We start from the raw sequence: 17,895 nt of genomic DNA, 5'->3' as shown, positions 1-17,895 counted from the left end.
AACTATGTATACATTTTTTTATAATACTCTTTATAATCACCAGAGGTAACATGACTTAACCAATCTGAATTATCAAAGTACCAATCTACCGTTAATTCTAGACCTTCTTCAAAAGTTACAGAAGGTTTCCAACCTAGCTCCTTATTTATTTTAGTAGCATCAATAGCATATCTTAAATCATGCCCTGGTCTGTCTTTTACGTAGGTTATTAATTTCTCTGATTCACCTTCGGCTCTGTTTAATTTTTTGTCCATAACTGAACAGAGTAATTTTACTAAATCAATATTCTGCCATTCATTAAACCCTCCAATATTGTACGTATCGTGATTTTTACCTTTATGAAAAACTAAATCAATAGCTCTTGCGTGATCTTCCACAAAAAGCCAATCTCGAGTATATTTACCGTCGCCATAAACCGGAAGAGATTTATTTTCCATTATATTATTAATAAATAGAGGAATAAGCTTTTCTGGAAAATGATATGGCCCATAATTGTTAGAACAATTGGTAATCACATATGGTAAACCATATGTTTCCCCATAGGCTCTTACAAAATGATCAGAACCTGCTTTTGAAGCAGAGTATGGTGAATTTGGATCATATGATGTTGTTTCTGTAAACAAGCCTTCTTCACCCAAAGCACCATAAACTTCATCTGTGCTTACATGATAGAATCGTTTTCCTTCGAAATTATCTTTCCATGTATTTTTAGCAGCATTTAAAAGGTTTACTGTACCTATTATATTTGTTCTTACAAAAGCAAGCGGGTCTTCAATAGAACGATCAACATGAGATTCTGCAGCCAAATGAATTACCCCATCAAAGTTAACATCGGCAAACAACTTATTGATAAAACTTTCGTCTACGATATCTCCTTTAATAAACTTGTAGTTTGGCTTACCATCAATATCTTTTAAATTCTCAAGGTTGCCAGCATAGGTCAAAGCGTCAAGATTATAGATATTATAATTTGGATAATTCTTTACGAACCTTCTAACTACATGAGATCCAATAAAACCTGCGCCTCCTGTTATTAATATATTCATACCTAAGTAATTCTTTATTGGTGTATTAATTTTGATTTTTTATTTAAATATATCAATGCAGACAACATGAAGAAAACCATAACAAATATTATTGGAATCAACACAATACTTTTACCGAAAAATGACTTTTGCTCTACTTGAGGTTGACCTAAGTTAATAATACTTACCGGTAATGTTTGCTCCTCTAATTCTAACTTCTTAACTTCAATATCCCTAATCAGCTTTGTTTTATATTCAAAAATATCGGCGATATTTACTTGTTCTTGATTATCTAAAATAATTTTTTCATTGGCAGAAGTGCCCCGTTTGCTTGCTAACCCAAGCGTATAATTAGTAATGATTTGATCGACTTGCGTCAAAAGCTTTTGATTCTCATCAATACGTGCATTGGCATTACCTCTATACACTTCTAAAAGTCCATTGAAATACGTATTAGTATTAATATAACTCAATACTTTTTCTGCAAATACTCTTCCAAAATCAGCATTTTTATAGTAGAATGTAATTCTATGGTTAAATGAGCTTTTGTTCTGAAGCTCCGCCCTTACAATATCCGCAATTGCATCAGTATTCTCAAAACTTTGAAGTAGCTCTAAATATTTAATATCACTTTCTGAGCCTCCTACTTCAGCAACTCTAGAAATTTCAATATTTAAACCATTGAAATCAATATTCTCAACACCAATCGATTCAAAAAACAAAGTGTCCTTTGATTTTATATTTGATTGAATCTCAGCTACAACATCATACAAGTAATTTTTACTTTCAATTTGAGGCTTAACAATTACCTCAGTTTTAAATTTCTTAGATATTATTTTATTTAAACCATAACCAATTGCTAATCCAACTACTACAAGACCAATTAGTAAAAGCATGTTCTTTTTAAGATAAAGAAATACTCTTAAAAACCATCGAAATATGGCATTGAAACCCCTTCCTATTAACTGAAATAATTGCCCTAAGTCAATTTCATCTGAATTGCTTTGAGTAGACGGTGATTGATTACTTGCCATTATGTATTAAATATTTGCTTTAAAATTTTATCTGTAATAAGATATGTTGGTTTTACTCCTGTTGTACCCAATCCGCCAGACGCTAAAGTACTTCCAGTTTCTAAAGGGTTATCTGATGCATAATATGCATAACGCACTTTTACATCTTCACCTATACTCTTTCTAATTTTAGAGGCAGACTGTATTGCTTTCTGATAATGCACACCTTCCATCTCTAATCCTATAACATTCCAAGTTGATTTATGAAAGAACTTCAAAATATCTTTATTTTGAAGTGATGTTCCTAAAACAGTCACCATAGTCCCTTCAAATACCTCTAAACCATAACCTTCAAAGTCTTTGGCACACAATTCATTTTTAAATGGATAATTGTCTGCCGTTCCTTCAAAAATATGTGCAGAAGGAATCATTAAATCTCCTTTCCCGCCCTCTAGAATACCTGCTTTTCCCATTATTGAAACAGAATCCACATTTATTAGAGACGGTGCGTTCTTTTTAGTAATATATGGTTTTAACAACTCATCTATGGTTTCATACGCCTGCTCACCAAATGCATAATCCATTACGAATATAACAGGTTTCTTATCAAGCTCCTTTTCAGAAAACTCATATGAGCAATTGTTAACTTTTATTTTAGCGGTGTCAAAAATTTGAACATCAATATTAGTTCCTGAGGTATCATCCATAATAATCATACCATTCTTCTCTGCCAAGTCCGTTACTTTCTTTCTTAGCGCTGCATTGCCAGAACTACTAAGTGCTTCAAAAATTTCTAATGAATCTGTGTTCGGAAATTCAGTTTTCAATGCTGCTTTTGCAAATAAAGAATTCATTACACTATGCATATTCGCAGAAATAATATGAATTGGCCTATGCATAAGTTTGTTTTTGGTTAAAACCTCCTTTATGTTATTTGCCCATCTTTCTCCATGAATATGATGCCCTAATCGTTCTCTTAGCAAAGCACTAAATGTAACTGCTCTTTTCTCGCCTGAGATTTCTTCATCTAAGGCAAGCTTACCCAACCAATAAATGACATTCAAAAATCTATCTGGATTACTTTTGGTACTGAACTTCTTATAGACTTCTAGAATTTCTTCAAAAGACCTACCTAAAATGTTGGCAGTATGTATAAGTGCAATTTCTCGCTCAGCTTGGGTCAACTCTTCTTTTTGAACTGCAGCTTCAAGTTTAGCCCAATCTCTTATAGTTCTTTCTGTATCTGTTATTAAAACACGCTTACATATTTTTTCAGATTCAATGAATAAAAAAGTAAGGTGTGTAAGAATATCATAAATATCTGAACGGCCTCTGGTGATTTCTATATTCATCTGCTCTTCGTCGATACGGTAGCAGTTTCTTCTTCTTTTTGGCGGAATTATAGGATTGATATGAGAAATACCATACCCTTCATCTGAAGTTAGATTTATAAAAGAACATTGTTCTATTCCCTCAGGTAATCTTTCTAAAACGTATATGAGTCCGTTTAATTCGGCTTTTTCTTCACCTACAGAACCATATATCTCAGGTCTTAGCTGTAGTAAAGCATTTTTCAATGCTTCACCAGAAACTCCGTTTGGTTTATAGAAACCTCTATTAAAAAGATGGCGCATAGTAATATACATGCGTTCTATTGCATTTGTGGACTCTTGAGCTCTTGTTGTTGTAATTGCTTTTCCCATTGATGATTTCAAACGAAATTACGATTTATAATTTGTTATTTAAAAGCTCGTTGCGCTATGCTTTATATTTTGACAGCGCTTCAACCACTTGTCGGTCATTAGAAAGTCGCTGAACTTTATTTTGTCCGCCGAGCTTACCTATTGATTTCATATATTCTAAAAACCCTCCGCTTTTAACGGGAGTAACTTTTAAAGTTTGTAGCACCTTGCCTACAATAAGGTCATAGTAATAACTGTTTTGTTTTTGAAGTGCCAAATCTAACTCTTGTATAAATAGATCCAAGTTAGATGGTAATTTTTCAAACTCTATAAACCACTCGTGAAAAGGCAACTCATTTTCTTGCGGAGTAATTTGTGGTGCTACAGTAAATTCGCTTACACTGGCATCGGTTGCTTTTGTTGCTGCCAACATAGCCTCTTCCACTTCTTTGGCTATAACGTGTTCCCCAAAAGCGGAAATAAAATGTTTAATACGACCAGATACCACAATTTTAAAAGGATATATTGAAATAAACCGAATGGTATCACCAAGGTTATATGCCCATAATCCAGCATTTGTTGTAATGATCATGACGTAATCTACACCGATTTCAACATCCTTTAAAGTAATTCTATTAGGGTGTTCATCAAAAAATTCATCAGATCGTACAAATTCATAAAATATGCCTGCATCTAGTAACAATAACATACCCTTTTCTGTCTGAGAATTCTGATACGCAAAGAAACCTTCACTTGCCGGAAACAATTCTATACTAGCTACTTTACGACCAATTAATGATTCAAACTTCTTTCTATACGGTTCATAATTGACTCCACCATAAATGAATAGCTCAAAATTCTTGAACAAATCACCTACATACTCATTGGTATTTTCTTTTAGTTTCTCAAAGTACATTTGTACCCATGACGGTATGCCGGCTATGACCGTCATGTCTTCGTTCTTGGTTTCTTCTACAATGGCATTTACCTTGGTTTCCCAATCTTCAATACAATTTGTTTCCCAAGTGGGCATTCTGTTTTTCTGAAGGTAATTAGGCACATAATGCGCTGAAATACCAGAAAGTCTACCCAATTTTACTCCGTTCTTCTCAGTCAAAACAGGACTCCCTTGTAAAAAGATCATTTTACCCGTTACGAAGTCCGCCTTACCGGTTTCATGTATGTAATTAAGAATAGCATTTCTGGAAGCTTTTACCTGTTCTTTAATACTACCTTCTGTAATGGGTATATATTTTGCTCCAGAAGTGGTGCCAGATGTTTTTGCGAAATATAAAGGTTTGCCTGGCCAAAGAATATCTTCTTGCCCAGCAACCGCTAAATTCACATACTCTTTAAGTTCTTCGTAATCTCTAATAGGAACCTGAGCTATAAAATCGCTATGCGTTTTTATCGTCTTTAAGTTATGATCTTTACCAAACTTTGTCTCACTTCCTTTTGCTATGAGTTCAGTAAAAACCCTAGCTTGTGTCTCAATAGGATTATTTACCCACCTATCGGTTCTTTTCGCGATACGGTGTGCAAATATTTTAGCAGCGATAGTCTTTAGTGACATTTGGTATTAATTAAAGTCAATATAATTTAAAGGGTCAATAGGTGTACCGTTATCCCAAATTTCGAAATGTAAATGTGGCCCAGTAGTAAGCTCGCCCGTATTACCAACTGCAGCAATTACTTCACCACCCCTTACGATATTACCTTGATATTTTGATAATGACCCATTATGCTTGTATACACTTAACAATCCGCCTTCGTGCTCTATTATAATAACATATCCGGTGTCTGCCGTCCATTCAGAAAAAATTACCGTGCCGTTCGCAATTGCTTTTACAGGACTGTCGGTTACAGCAGTAATATCGACTGCATAATGCTTTTCATTTGCATTGAAACCCATAGAGATTGATCCTGAAACAGGGGTAAACAATACTAAATTTTTCTTGTCAATCGTTCGTTCGAATAAGTTATACTTATCTTCAAGAGCAACTTCTGCCCTTAATAATGAATCTTCTTTTATCGGGTTCAAATCTACTGATGCAGGGTCTAGTATAAATTGTTGAAACAGAGAATCTCTATTCACAACCGTATTTTCGATATCCCCTTTTAAAACCATACGAATATTATCTAAATACTTATTGGTATAATTTAAGGTTCTAACCAAAGAGTCTGTTTTATAGGTAAGTTCAGTAGCTTCTCTCTTAAGTCTTGTCGAAGAATAACCCGGTATATATTCTCGAAGAGGTGTAAAAGCGATTAGTAATGTTGTAAGTCCGATTAAGGTTATCATAAAAAGAGACCCTGTAACAAAAACATTGAGCCTACTTAATTTAAAAGAAATTTTCTCTTCAAAAGTACTCTCGTTTAGTATTACTAAACGGTACTTGTGAAGTAGTTTCCTTTTTATTTCTTTTCTTTTCTTGACTTTCTTTTTGGCCATCTTAACAAAGATAAACTTAGAATTTAATTTTAGACCTTCTTTGAAATGATTAATTTAGAAAGAGAGGATTAACTAGTTACGTTTTTTAATACAATTTTAGTTCATCCGGTCTACTAATTGATTCTTAAAATTTCAATCAATAAAATTACTTATTTACTAATTTGATTGTTTAGGAATGTAAAAATTCTCTTTAATCAACTTTTCCTTAAAGACTAGACATCGTAGTCTTTAGGATATTCACCCACCCAAACTACTAGTTAGCAAATCAAAAATCGATATACTCTCTTTATAGATACATTCAAATTTCCTTTTAAAGCATCTAGATTTAAACTAAAAATGGTTAAACATATAATCTTTTCAAACTCATACCGAAATCATGCATAAGTTAAATAAAACTATAGGCTAAATCGCTGTACTTGTATTTTTTAAAGTCCGACATCTATAAATTTTCTATTTAATGAGATTTACACTGAATGCCAAATTATATCTGGCATGGTACATTTGGTGTATTGTTAGCGTTTAAAATCAAAGAAAATAATATGAGCACGCCATAATAAAGCTTTATCCAATTTAGATCTTCACAAATCAGGGATGCACAGTATATTTTTTCCATATTAACGAATTATAAAGATTACTAGCGTAAAGTGGTCTCGTTCTTTTAACTAAAACATAATTAAAATACCAAATGGTATTCCGTTTATTGTGGCATTAAAACCTACTGCCGCCGAAAATTATATAATTAGTTGTTCATCAATCTGCTAAAATATCAGTACTTGAAGTTAATATTAGCAGCAAACTAATAACTTTTTAGTACCTTTGGTATGTACTTCAAATAATTTTTATTATGACATTAGCAAATGTATTTTTGGTTGCAGGTCCTTGGCAAATAGTAGTTGTAGTTTTAGTAGTTCTACTATTATTCGGAGGCAAAAAAATTCCGGAACTAATGAGAGGTTTAGGTAGCGGAATAAAAGAATTTAAAGATGCCTCTAAAGAGGATGAAAAACTAGAAGAAAAGAAAAAGGATTAAGTAAAATCTTACTTCCAAAATAAACTTTGTAAAGCCCTGTATATCAGGGCTTTTTTTATGGACTGATGGTCATGCTAAATTACTTGTTCATATACTAAGGCATAGTGCATTTGTAAATATGCATTTTATCGATTTTTTAGGAGTGTCAACGATAATGAAGCTACTAAATACTGACCATTCACGACAAAAAAACCCTCTTTCACAACAATTAATATTTAGAATATCGCTTTACCCCTAATTTCGTTAGACATATAGTACTAAACAGCCATAACTAACCGTTGGTACTATACTTAAAACCCCAGTTGAATTTCGTATTCAACAAAGAATTATGTCTATGAGAAGTGTATTAAATTTATTTTTTCTGGTATTTATCGTTTTTGCCCAAGCGCAAGATCTTCAAGGCGAACTTGAGTCTGAGGTTAATAATACTATTTATAGCCCAGTGGTTAATGAAACTGATGAAGATGACAAAGCGGCATTTCAAAGAGCCGCTGAAGAGCTGTCTATTCCTTACAGGGCTTTTCATGATATTGAAGAAACCGAGAATGGCTACTATATAATTTCAGGTACATTTTCTAAAAACAAAAATCTTAACTCACAAATTAAGAAGCTGAATAAAAAAGGCTTTAATGCAGGATACTTTCAAAATCCTCAAAACCAACTATACTATCTTTATTTAAATCATTATACGTCTTGGGAAGAAGCCATAAGCGATTGTTCTACACAATTCAATAATCGTTATGATGATGAAGTTTGGATTCTAAAAATGATCAACAGTAATTCATACACTGAATCTGAACCAGAATTATTATCAGAATTGCCAACAGTATCTGAGATAGAAACCAACACAGCTTTAAGAGCAACACCAACAAATGAACAAGCACTAGCTAGTGAAAACTTACTAGAAACAGAATCTATACCTGTAGAAGATGTTTCTTATGAAATGCTTTCTTCATTAAAAGAGAATGACCCAGCGGTTAAATCAAAGCTTATAAAAAGAGCCGATGAATATTTTGATAAAATGTGGTATGCCGAAGCAGCCAAAATTTATGAGCAAGCCTTATCTAAAGGAGAAAAAGCATATACCTATGATGTACTGAAGAAAGCGGGAGATGCGCATTACTTTAATACTGATATGGAAAACGCATATAAGTGGTACAACATATTATATACTAAATATGAGTCTGATATGAGTTCAGATTACTTATTTAAATATGCACACTCTCTAAAAGGTATTGGAAACTATAAAAGATCAAAACGTCTATTAAAACTGTACAATAAGAAATTAGCCGGAGAAGAAATAGATCAAGATACCGAACAGAATGAAATAGTTTTAGACGGTCTGTTGAGAATGGAAGAGAAATTTGATATCGACAACCTGAACATAAATTCAAAGTATTCAGAATTCTCGCCTATGTATTATGGTGAAGATGAAATGGTTTATGCATCTGCAAAAGATTCTTCCATATTTACCACTAGAAAATACAAATGGAACAATCAGCCTTATTTAGACTTGTTTGTAGCCAAAGTGAACGAAGAATCACAAGACTTTAAAGATGCCATTAAATTTTCTAAAAAGATTAATACAAAGTATCATGAAGCTTCTGTTGCTTTTTCTCCTGATAATGAAACCATGTATTTTACAAGAAATAATTATGGTAAAAAATTAAAGCGTGATAAGAACGGAATTAACCACCTTAAAATTTATCGTTCTAAGAAAGTAAATGGAGAGTGGTTAGAAGCTGAAGAAGTATCATTTAACAGTGATAGCTATTCTACTGGTCACCCAGCCTTAAGTAAAGATGGCAAACAATTATACTTTGTGTCTGATATGCCTGGTAGCATTGGTGAAACTGATATTTTCGTTGTAGATGTACTTGAAGACGGATCATTTTCTTCACCTCGAAACCTTGGTCCTGAAATTAATACAGAACATAAAGAAATGTTCCCTTTTATCAATGACAAGAAACTATACTTCTCATCTGATGGTCATGTTGGTTTAGGTGGATTAGATGTTTTCGAAGTTGCCTTTGATGATGAAGCTGGCTTTTTAGAAGTCCGCAATGTCGGTAAACCTGTAAATAGCAAAAAAGATGATTTTTCTTTTATAGTAGATGAAGAAACTCAAAAAGGATACTTTGCTTCTAACCGCGATGGTGGTAAAGGCGATGATGATATCTATTCCTTTAAAACATTACAGCTAGAAGAAATACCAACCAGTATAAATGCTATATCGGGTATAGTAACAGAATTAATTACTGGAGATCTAATGCCAAACGCATTAGTGGAATTACTTGATGAGAATAACATCAAACTTAGAGAAATGGAAACCGATGATACTGGTAACTTTATTTTCGAAGATTTAGATGCCGATACGAGATATGTATTGAAAACTACTAAAGGCAGCTATTTTGATGACACTAGAGAAGCAGCTACAAAAAATAATGAGATTGTTAATGTAGATGTATCAATGAGAAAACTTAACGATATGATCGCTGTTGAGAATGGCATTAAAAAGCTTAAAACAGAAATGATTCACTTTAACTTCGATAAATCGTATATACGTGACGATGCTGCTGTAGAACTTAATAAGCTAGTAGAAGTAATGAACGACTCCCCTAATATGATCATTAAAATTGAATCTCATACCGATTCAAGGGGTGATGGTGTATATAACAAGTACTTATCTGACAAACGTGCCAAATCTACCAGAGACTATATCATAGCTCAAGGTATTGATCCAAGTAGAATTGAAAGTGCTATAGGTTATGGTGAAGAACAACTGATAAATGATTGTGATGGTACTGTTCGCTGTACAGAAGAACAACATTACCTTAACCGTAGATCAGAGTTTATTATCGTAAATATGTAATATAAAATAACATCAATAAAAAAGGCCCGCTAAATAGCGGGCCTTTTGTTTTATAATACATTTAAGTTGTTGTAACTATATCAAGTTAAGTGCTTCTTCCTGTATCGACCAGAACGGCTTTATATTTATCTGTGATTTTACGCTATGTCGATTTTCTAAAACGTGTAGAATATGTAGTTTATCTATCATTTTTACTGTTGATAGACCACATAATCTACCTACTACATTTTATAGAATAATTTGCCCTTTTAACTAATCTTTTCAATAAAGGCCATAAGATTGAACATCTTTACTCGCAAGAACTCCTAAATCATTGAACATGGAAAAAATTACTATTGTTAGAGAAATTTATATTGAAGCTTTCAAAAACTGGAGAAGCTACATTTTAGAGCATTACTTCAAAGTATTCTCTTGGTTGTGTTTTGTACTAATAGCTTTTGCTGCATATGCTTTAGTTTTTAGAGTATCTACAGGGTTTTCTTTTAGTAACATATAACAAATACAACTTCTAGGTTTGTATTGAAAAACGAACCTATTTTACATAAAAAAGGCTCAGGATATTCCTGAGCCTTTCACTTTTATTAAAGAATACAGTAATTATTTCTCTTCTGTAACATTGAACCTAACCGATTTCATAATCGCTTCTAGTTCGAACATATAATCTCTTTTTTGGGTTGCAGGTGCAAAAACAAATCCTTCTAATATTAATTTGCGGTTGTTTTCTTTATCGTTAATTATATAGGTCAAAAACGGACCAGCCATAGGGTAAGCAGACATTTCCCATATACCCCTTACTTCTGCGGCTTTATTTCCTGAAACCTCAGCAGGGAAGACATATGGAGAAAAAGCTTTTTCTGTAATCATATGGTTTTGCTTGCCAGGTATATCTTCGCCACCAATATATAGACTGCCAATTGAATCGCGCATTTTTATAATATCTTGTACAAAAGTAGAATCGTTCTGAAAACTATCCCAAGGCATGGTATAGGCAATAATGTTCATGTTCCCTTTTTGAATCTGGCGATCTATCCACACAAAATTATCTTCTTCTCTACCTACTCTATAAATAGAAGGTATTTTCATTGAAATATCGAATTTCTCCTCAAGAGCTTTTTCTTTATTTAATGAAATTTGAAATCGTTTTTGAGCTTTTTCGATTTCCAATGTTTTAAAATCAGCAATAAATTCTGGAGCTGTTTTTTTAATATTAGCAATCAATTCGTCTCTATTGCGACCCTTGATTACTCCCACTTTTTGTGGCTTTGAATACATGTTGGTTTTCATGTGCGCAACATTTAAGGTGTCTTCCATCACATAAAGCACAGAACTTGTATTACGAATTGATCCGGTAAAAATTTGTTGGGGAATTTGAGTAACACTAAATAGTGCCTCGTCCCAGGTTAACCCCTGTGCAGCTGCAGTATAGTTTTCACGAATGGCGTCGCCGACACTACTATTCCATAAATCATTATCGATAACTACCGTCAAGGTATTCATTGCGCCCACAGATTCTGGTAGGTAATCTGCCTTACCATCTTCTTTACAGGCGATCGACAATCCTAAAATTGCTAAAAAACAAAGTAAAATTCTTTTTTTCATTGGTGTTTTGGTTTACGATGAACAGTCGCACAATTTAAGTTTAGTGCCTAGCTTTAGGTTATTACCACTAATACCGTTCCACTTTCGTAAATTTTCGATAGTTACCCCAGGATATTTTCTAGAAATCGTCCATAAAGAGTCTCCGCTTCTAACTTCGTGTGTTTTAGAATTACTGGCAACAGCAGTTCTAGTCGGTGTTTCCTTAGGTTTTACAGAAGAACTAGAGTTGTGTTTAGGGTAAATGGTTAATCGTTGCCCAATACGTAAATTATTACTCCGTAGTCCGTTCCATTGTTTTATCTGGCTAACGCGAACACCATAACGTTCTGCAATTTTACCAAGAAAATCGCCATCTCTGACCCTATATTGAATACTATTCTTATCTGCTTGTTTAGTAATCTCGGCAATAGGACTTTCTTTACTTGCCAATTCTTTTTCTACATGGGCGTAAATAGCTTCTTCATTTGCTACAAATTTTCCCATTTTATGAACCGGTAATCGTAATGCATGTATTTTTCCTTCTACAAAAGGTATAACGTCTAACTTATAAGAAGGGTTTAATACTTGGATCTCTTCCTTGTTAATACCGGTCATTTCAGAAATCTGATCAAAAGTAATCAGTCCTTTTACATGAATGGTATCTGTCTCAAAATATGCACGATCTGCTTTCTTTGATTTTAAACCGTGCTCTGCTGCATATTCGAAGATATACATGGTAGCTTGAAAAGCTGGCACATAACCTGCGGTCTCTCTTGGTAAATTTTTTCTAATATTCCAATAATTACGTTGTCCGCCACTGCGGCGTATTGCTTTGTTTACGTTACCCGGACCAGAATTATATGCCGCCAAGGCTAAATCCCAATCATCGTATATTCTATGTAATCTATTTAGGTAATTAGCAGCTGCTGCAGTAGATTTTATGGGATCACTACGCTCATCAACATAACTATTGATGTTCAATTTCATTTCTTTACCGGTACCGTACATAAATTGCCATAAACCAGTTGCCCCTACTCTAGAACGTGCTTTCGGATTTAAGGCAGATTCAACAATAGACAAGTATTTCATTTCTAAAGGAATGTTCTTGTTGTCAAATTCTTGTTCAAATAAAGGAAAGTAAAACTGACTAATGGTTAGCATACGCTCCATTAATCCTCTTTTTCTCGTTAAAAATGATCTAATAACGCTTTCTAAAGATGTATTGTACTCAACGTTGAAAGGTGTTTTAGCATTCAGTTTTGCCAAACGCATTTTTAAGGTATCTGTAGGTAGGTCTAAAACGAAGGTAGAAACTGTATCGAGTTCCATTACTTCTTCGTACATTTCTTTGAAGAGCGGGGCCGCATCTACAAGTTCTTTCATCCAAAGGCTATCGAACTTTGCAGCTAACTCATGATCTTGAAGATTATAAGAAGAAGATTCTGTTGGCTTGAACAACGTTAACTTTTCAGTCGCGGAGCCTTGCACAATATCTATCTGCGTTATGGGCACCACGTTGTTTAATGAGTCATTAACAACTGTAGTGTTACTATTCAGAGAATCTACTGCCTTTAGTGTAGGGTCCTTTTGTTGGGCCAATGCTAACATTGGCACCAAGGCTAATCCTAAAAAACAAGAAAAATTATAGGCTATTTTATTCATAATGGGGTAAAATACGTTAACGGAACAAACGAAAATCGCACATTTTTTAATGAGAATAAAATAAATTCTCTTAAAATGCACAAATTTTCGTCATACGCCGTTTATCGATAACCCCTGTACTACGCTAATATCGCAGCGATCCCAGGTAATGTTTTTCCTTCTAAACTTTCTAACATTGCTCCTCCGCCTGTTGATACATAGCTAACTTTGTTTTCAAAGCCAAATTGTTTCACTGCCGCAACCGAATCTCCACCCCCAACTAAAGAGAAAGAACCTTCTTTTGTAGCTTCGGCAATATAGTTACCGACAGCAATGGTACCAGCAGCAAATTTCTCCATTTCAAAAACACCGATTGGTCCGTTCCAAAGAATTGTTTTAGAAGCTAAAATCACTTTTTTGAAATTTTGAAGTGTATCTGGTCCGGCATCTAAACCTTGCCATCCGTCAGGTATTTTATCAACATCGACAACTTGCGTATTTGCATTGGCATCAAAAGCATCGGCAGCAATTACATCTACAGGTATATGAACATTAACACCTTTCTCTTTGGCCTGCTTAAGAATTTCCATGGCTAGATCCATCTTATCATCTTCACAAATAGAATCTCCTACTTTACCGCCTTGGGCTTTAATAAAAGTATACGTCATACCACCACCAATAATAAGGTCGTCGATTTTATCAAGTATATTTTCGATAATCGTAATTTTAGAAGAAACTTTTGCTCCCCCAAGAATCGCCAATACTGGTTTTTCGCCAGTAGCCATAACCTTATCGATCGCTTCTATTTCTTTAGCCAATAAATAGCCGAAACATTTAGCCTCTGGAAAAAACTTGGCTACAACAGTTGTAGATGCATGCGCACGGTGAGCCGTACCAAAAGCATCATTTACGTATATATCACCTAGTTTAGAAAGTTTTTCTGCGAAAGCTTCATCGCCTTTTTCTTCTTCACTATGAAATCTAAGGTTCTCTAATAAAAGTACTTCACCACTTTTTAAATCAGCTACCGCTTTTTCAGCTACTTCACCTACACAGTCCGAAACGAACTTTACGCTTACACCTATAGCCTCAGAAACAGCATCTACGATATGACTTAAAGATAAATCAGCATTAGATTTACCGTCTGGTCTGCCCAAATGACTCATAAGCACAGCGCTACCGCCATCTTCCAACACTTTTATAATTGTAGGCTTAGCCGCCTCAATTCTAGTGTTATCAGTTACTTCAAATTTATCGTTCAATGGAACATTAAAGTCCACTCTTATTAAGGCCTTTTTATTGTCAAAATTGAAGTCGTTCAATACTTTCATGTGATTTTACTTTTGTTACGTAACAAATGTAAAGATTAAAAGGCTTTTGATAAAGAGCTAAATAGGATAATTTACACCCAATACCATTAAATTTGTTGTGCTTTAAACAACTATATTTGAATCTATGTTATTCAATGAAATTTTAGGACTTTCACATATTAAAAAACACCTGGCATCAAGTGCAGATGCCGGTAGAATACCACATGCACAATTATTTGTTGGTCCAGAAGGGTGCGGTCTTTTGCCAATGGCATTGGCTTATGCTCAATATATTATATGTTCGAACACGAATGGAGAAAACAATGGTGGCAATGAAGCTTGCAATTTAAAGTTCAAGTCATTTGCACACCCAGATGTTCATTTTGCTTTTCCTGTTTCTAATTCTGATAAGGTAAAATCTCACGCCGTTAGTAACCATTACATGAAAGAATGGCGAGAGTTTATACTAGAACAGCCCTATGGAAATCTCTTTGACTGGTACCGCCATATTGAAATCGAAAAAAAACAAGGGCAAATTGGTGTTGATGAAGCTCAAGATATCGTAAAAAAATTATCATTAAAATCTTATGAAGGTGGTTATAAGGTGATGTTAATTTGGATGGCAGAAAAGATGAACACTGCAGCTTCTAACAAATTATTAAAGTTAATTGAAGAGCCGCCCGATAAAACTATCTTCTTACTGCTATGTGAAGACGAAGAACAAATTATACAGACCATAAAATCTAGATGTCAGGTTGTTCATTTTCCTCCTTTAGCAGAAGATGCTATTGCCTCAGCCTTAACTGAGAAAGGTGCTAGCAAACCAGAAGCCATGCTATTGGCCCACGAAGCAAATGGTAATTACAATAAAGCTCTTGATCTCTTAAATAAGGATTCTGAAGACCTTGTGTTTGAAAACTGGTTTGTACAATGGGTTCGTACAGCTTTTAAGGCAAAAGGTAATAAGGCCGCTATTCACGAATTGTTATTGTGGAGCGAAGAAGTTGCAAAAACCGGTAGAGAAACACAAAAGAACTTTCTAAGCTACTGTATTACGGTTATGAGACAGGCGCTTATGATTAATTATGGCGCAGAAGAACTTGCATATTTAAAAATACATGCCGAGGGATTTCAATTAAAGAAATTTGCGCCTTTTGTACATGAAAACAACATTTTAGATATCACTAAAGAGCTGGAAGATGCTATTTACCATGTGGAGAGAAATGGAAATTCTAAAATCATATTTACCGATTTATCTATTAAACTAACTAGACTGCTTCATAGAAAAAAGTCTGAACTTAAATAAACCACCATGAATATAGTATTGAATAATGCCACTGAAATTTTATTGCTCTTATTTTTAATTATCACCTTTTTACAAAGCGGATTTGATAAAATTACAGATTGGTCCGGAAATATATCTTGGCTAAAAGAACACTTTTCTAAAACTCCTTTTAAAAATGTGGTGCCATTGTTGGTCGGTACTATTCTGGTTACCGAAGTAGTTGCCGGTTTACTATGTGTAGTAGGTGTGTATCAAATTTTAAGTACAGGAGAAACTAGCACTGCGCTATATGGCGCAATATTATCGAGTATAACATTGCTTATGCTTTTATTCGGACAGCGAATTGCTAAAGATTACGAAGGTGCCAAAACTATTGCAGTTTATTTTATACCAACTATTCTTCTTGTATTTCTACTTCAAGCTTAAAGAACATAAAATTATAGAAAACAAAAAACCCTTCTATTAGAAGGGTTTTGGAGGCATCGAGCGGATTCGAACCGCTGTACAAGCTTTTGCAGAGCTGCGCCTAGCCACTCGGCCACGATGCCATTTTTTAGCGAGAGCAAAAATAAACAATTATCCCAATCTAAGCTGCATTAAAAACCAAGAAATTATATTTATTTAAGGTCGGATGGTTTACTGTACCGATTGTCCTCTTTGTAAATTCAATGAAACCGTTACCTTTTCTACATCTCCGTTTATAGGCGGATTGATTTTAGAAACAGAAACCATTGCATTATCTACGGTCGGGAGTTCAATAAAAATTCGGTCGATTATTCTTTTTGCAACATGCTCCAATAATTTAGAAGGCGTTGCCATCTCTTGTTTTACGATTCTGTTGATATGTACATAGTCAACAGTATCTTTTAACTGATCGGAAACTGAGGCTTTTAATAAATTTGTGTCTACGGATACGTTGACCAAATAATCACTGCCAATATTGGTTTCTTGAGGCAAACACCCGTGGTGGGCATATGCTTTTATATTCTCTAATTGTACTTTACCCATTCGTTATATTCTGGAGGACAAATTTAATGAATCTCCATGAAGGATTAATATGTACAACGACAATTACTGATACCTTGAAATAAATCTACCCCTAGGGTGATGACATGCGTACCAGAACTATAGCCAAGAAGTTCGTTAAGAATAACTTGATAAGAATATCCGAAGTAAAAATTACTTTTCTTTAGACCTGCTATAGGAGCGATGTAAAGCGGATTACCAATTTGATCATTCAAAAAACGATAGTTAATACCTGCGTAGAAATAATCTTCAAAATCATAAAATCTGAATTTCAAGTTTAAATCGGTAACAGAACGCCCGTCACTTTCGAATAATTGAAACAAAATAGAAGGTTCTACCTCTACCTTGCTGGTTCTTTTCTTCATGTACCTGTAACCTGTATACACGTAATAGTTTCTTAATCTATTAGGCTCATACAAAGCGTTGAAATTACTTAAGTCCTTATCTAAAACATTAGAAGCGTTGATACTGAAATAAAATTTGTCATATCTGTATAATGCCCCAATATCAAAGTTATGGTTTGTAGTAGCTTTATCTCCAACATAAGCAGGATCTGCTATTAAATCCGGATTCGTATTATCAATTCTAAACTGGTTAAAATTATACGAGATACCGAATGATAAAAACTCATCATCGTAACGATCTAACGTAAGGTGGTGCGCAAATGAAAAGCGAGCTCCTTGTTGCTTGGTTTCACCATTACTATCATTATACAATAACATTCCAACACCAGATTTTTCACCAATACGCATATCGGCTGCTAAAGACTGTGTATCGGGTGCATCTTTAATGCCAACCCATTGGGTAAGTCCGTTAAGTCTTATTTTAACGTGGTCGCCGATACCTGCATAGGTTGGTGACATTACAAAAGGGTTATCGGCAAGGTATTGCGATAATTGAGGTATCGTAAGCTCTTGCCCTCTAAGGGAAAGTACGCTTATAAATAATACCAGTGTCAAAAGACTGTTCCGCATCATCATT

General features: G+C 34.2%; 15 protein-coding genes and 1 tRNA gene. 5 read left to right on the top strand and 11 right to left on the bottom strand.

Annotation, left to right across the window (positions count from 1 at the left end; genetic code table 11):
* Nucleotides 1–2 precede the first annotated feature (2 nt).
* From rfbB to ACPF9A_RS09925, 5 genes are read right to left on the bottom strand one after another with little or no spacing between them, the layout of a single operon-like run.
* Nucleotides 3–1,046 carry a dTDP-glucose 4,6-dehydratase gene (gene rfbB / locus ACPF9A_RS09945; protein WP_424004021.1) on the bottom strand — a complete coding sequence of 348 codons (1,044 nt, stop codon included), beginning with the start codon at nt 1,044–1,046 and terminating at the stop codon, nt 3–5.
* Between the two features lie 14 nt (nt 1,047–1,060).
* Nucleotides 1,061–2,059: a hypothetical protein gene (locus ACPF9A_RS09940; RefSeq protein ID WP_424004019.1), complete on the bottom strand. Its 999-nt coding sequence runs from the start codon at nt 2,057–2,059 to the stop codon at nt 1,061–1,063.
* On the bottom strand, nt 2,059–3,741 hold the full coding sequence (locus ACPF9A_RS09935; RefSeq protein WP_424004017.1) for a DUF6909 family protein: 1,683 nt from the start codon (nt 3,739–3,741) through the stop codon (nt 2,059–2,061). Before ACPF9A_RS09935 ends, ACPF9A_RS09940 begins: the two co-directional genes overlap by 1 nt.
* A gap of 55 nt (nt 3,742–3,796) precedes the next feature.
* Nucleotides 3,797–5,293 carry a GH3 family domain-containing protein gene (locus tag ACPF9A_RS09930; RefSeq protein ID WP_424004015.1) on the bottom strand — a complete coding sequence of 499 codons (1,497 nt, stop codon included), beginning with the start codon at nt 5,291–5,293 and terminating at the stop codon, nt 3,797–3,799.
* Between the two features lie 6 nt (nt 5,294–5,299).
* Nucleotides 5,300–6,172: a M23 family metallopeptidase gene (locus tag ACPF9A_RS09925; RefSeq protein ID WP_424004013.1), complete on the bottom strand. Its 873-nt coding sequence runs from the start codon at nt 6,170–6,172 to the stop codon at nt 5,300–5,302.
* Between the two features lie 844 nt (nt 6,173–7,016).
* On the opposite strand from ACPF9A_RS09925, the gene tatA reads away from it, so the two are divergent.
* From tatA to ACPF9A_RS09910, 3 genes are all read left to right on the top strand, one after another.
* Nucleotides 7,017–7,202 carry a twin-arginine translocase TatA/TatE family subunit gene (tatA, locus tag ACPF9A_RS09920; RefSeq protein WP_424004011.1) on the top strand — a complete coding sequence of 62 codons (186 nt, stop codon included), beginning with the start codon at nt 7,017–7,019 and terminating at the stop codon, nt 7,200–7,202.
* Nucleotides 7,203–7,536: 334 nt separating this feature from the next.
* The gene (locus ACPF9A_RS09915) at nt 7,537–10,074 is read left to right on the top strand and encodes an OmpA family protein (RefSeq protein WP_424004009.1); all 2,538 of its coding nucleotides are present in this window, start codon (nt 7,537–7,539) and stop codon (nt 10,072–10,074) included.
* 319 nt (nt 10,075–10,393) lie between these two features.
* Entirely contained in the window at nt 10,394–10,570 is a 177-nt protein-coding gene (locus tag ACPF9A_RS09910) for a DUF6747 family protein (protein WP_424004007.1), read from the top strand.
* 101 nt (nt 10,571–10,671) lie between these two features.
* Here ACPF9A_RS09910 and ACPF9A_RS09905 read toward each other — a convergent pair whose 3' ends face one another.
* From ACPF9A_RS09905 to ACPF9A_RS09895, 3 genes are all read right to left on the bottom strand, one after another.
* On the bottom strand, nt 10,672–11,673 hold the full coding sequence (locus ACPF9A_RS09905) for a DUF4837 family protein (protein ID WP_424004005.1): 1,002 nt from the start codon (nt 11,671–11,673) through the stop codon (nt 10,672–10,674).
* 12 nt (nt 11,674–11,685) lie between these two features.
* Entirely contained in the window at nt 11,686–13,314 is a 1,629-nt protein-coding gene (locus ACPF9A_RS09900) for a LysM peptidoglycan-binding domain-containing protein (RefSeq protein ID WP_424004003.1), read from the bottom strand.
* A 119-nt stretch (nt 13,315–13,433) separates the two neighbouring features.
* Nucleotides 13,434–14,624, bottom strand: a complete 1,191-nt coding sequence (locus ACPF9A_RS09895; protein ID WP_424004001.1) for a phosphoglycerate kinase — start codon at nt 14,622–14,624, stop codon at nt 13,434–13,436.
* A 124-nt stretch (nt 14,625–14,748) separates the two neighbouring features.
* On the opposite strand from ACPF9A_RS09895, the gene ACPF9A_RS09890 reads away from it, so the two are divergent.
* Nucleotides 14,749–15,909, top strand: a complete 1,161-nt coding sequence (locus tag ACPF9A_RS09890) for an ATP-binding protein (RefSeq protein WP_299798833.1) — start codon at nt 14,749–14,751, stop codon at nt 15,907–15,909.
* A gap of 6 nt (nt 15,910–15,915) precedes the next feature.
* Nucleotides 15,916–16,314 (top strand): DoxX family membrane protein, encoded by a 399-nt coding sequence (locus tag ACPF9A_RS09885; RefSeq protein WP_424003999.1) that lies wholly within the window; start codon nt 15,916–15,918, stop codon nt 16,312–16,314.
* Between the two features lie 48 nt (nt 16,315–16,362).
* Here ACPF9A_RS09885 and ACPF9A_RS09880 read toward each other — a convergent pair.
* The 3 genes from ACPF9A_RS09880 to ACPF9A_RS09870 all read right to left on the bottom strand — a co-directional run bounded on the left by ACPF9A_RS09880 (nt 16,363) and on the right by ACPF9A_RS09870 (nt 17,888).
* Nucleotides 16,363–16,436 (bottom strand) — tRNA-Cys (locus ACPF9A_RS09880).
* Between the two features lie 88 nt (nt 16,437–16,524).
* Nucleotides 16,525–16,896: a dihydroneopterin aldolase gene (gene folB / locus ACPF9A_RS09875; protein ID WP_424003997.1), complete on the bottom strand. Its 372-nt coding sequence runs from the start codon at nt 16,894–16,896 to the stop codon at nt 16,525–16,527.
* Nucleotides 16,897–16,940: 44 nt separating this feature from the next.
* Nucleotides 16,941–17,888: a PorP/SprF family type IX secretion system membrane protein gene (locus ACPF9A_RS09870; protein WP_424004449.1), complete on the bottom strand. Its 948-nt coding sequence runs from the start codon at nt 17,886–17,888 to the stop codon at nt 16,941–16,943.
* Between the last annotated feature and the right edge of the window lie 7 nt (nt 17,889–17,895).

Source organism: Maribacter sp. IgM3_T14_3 (genome assembly GCF_049603095.1).
Lineage (GTDB): Bacteria > Bacteroidota > Bacteroidia > Flavobacteriales > Flavobacteriaceae > Maribacter.
The sequence above is the reverse complement of the archived record's forward strand: the minus strand, read 5'-3'. Positions and strand labels throughout refer to the sequence as shown.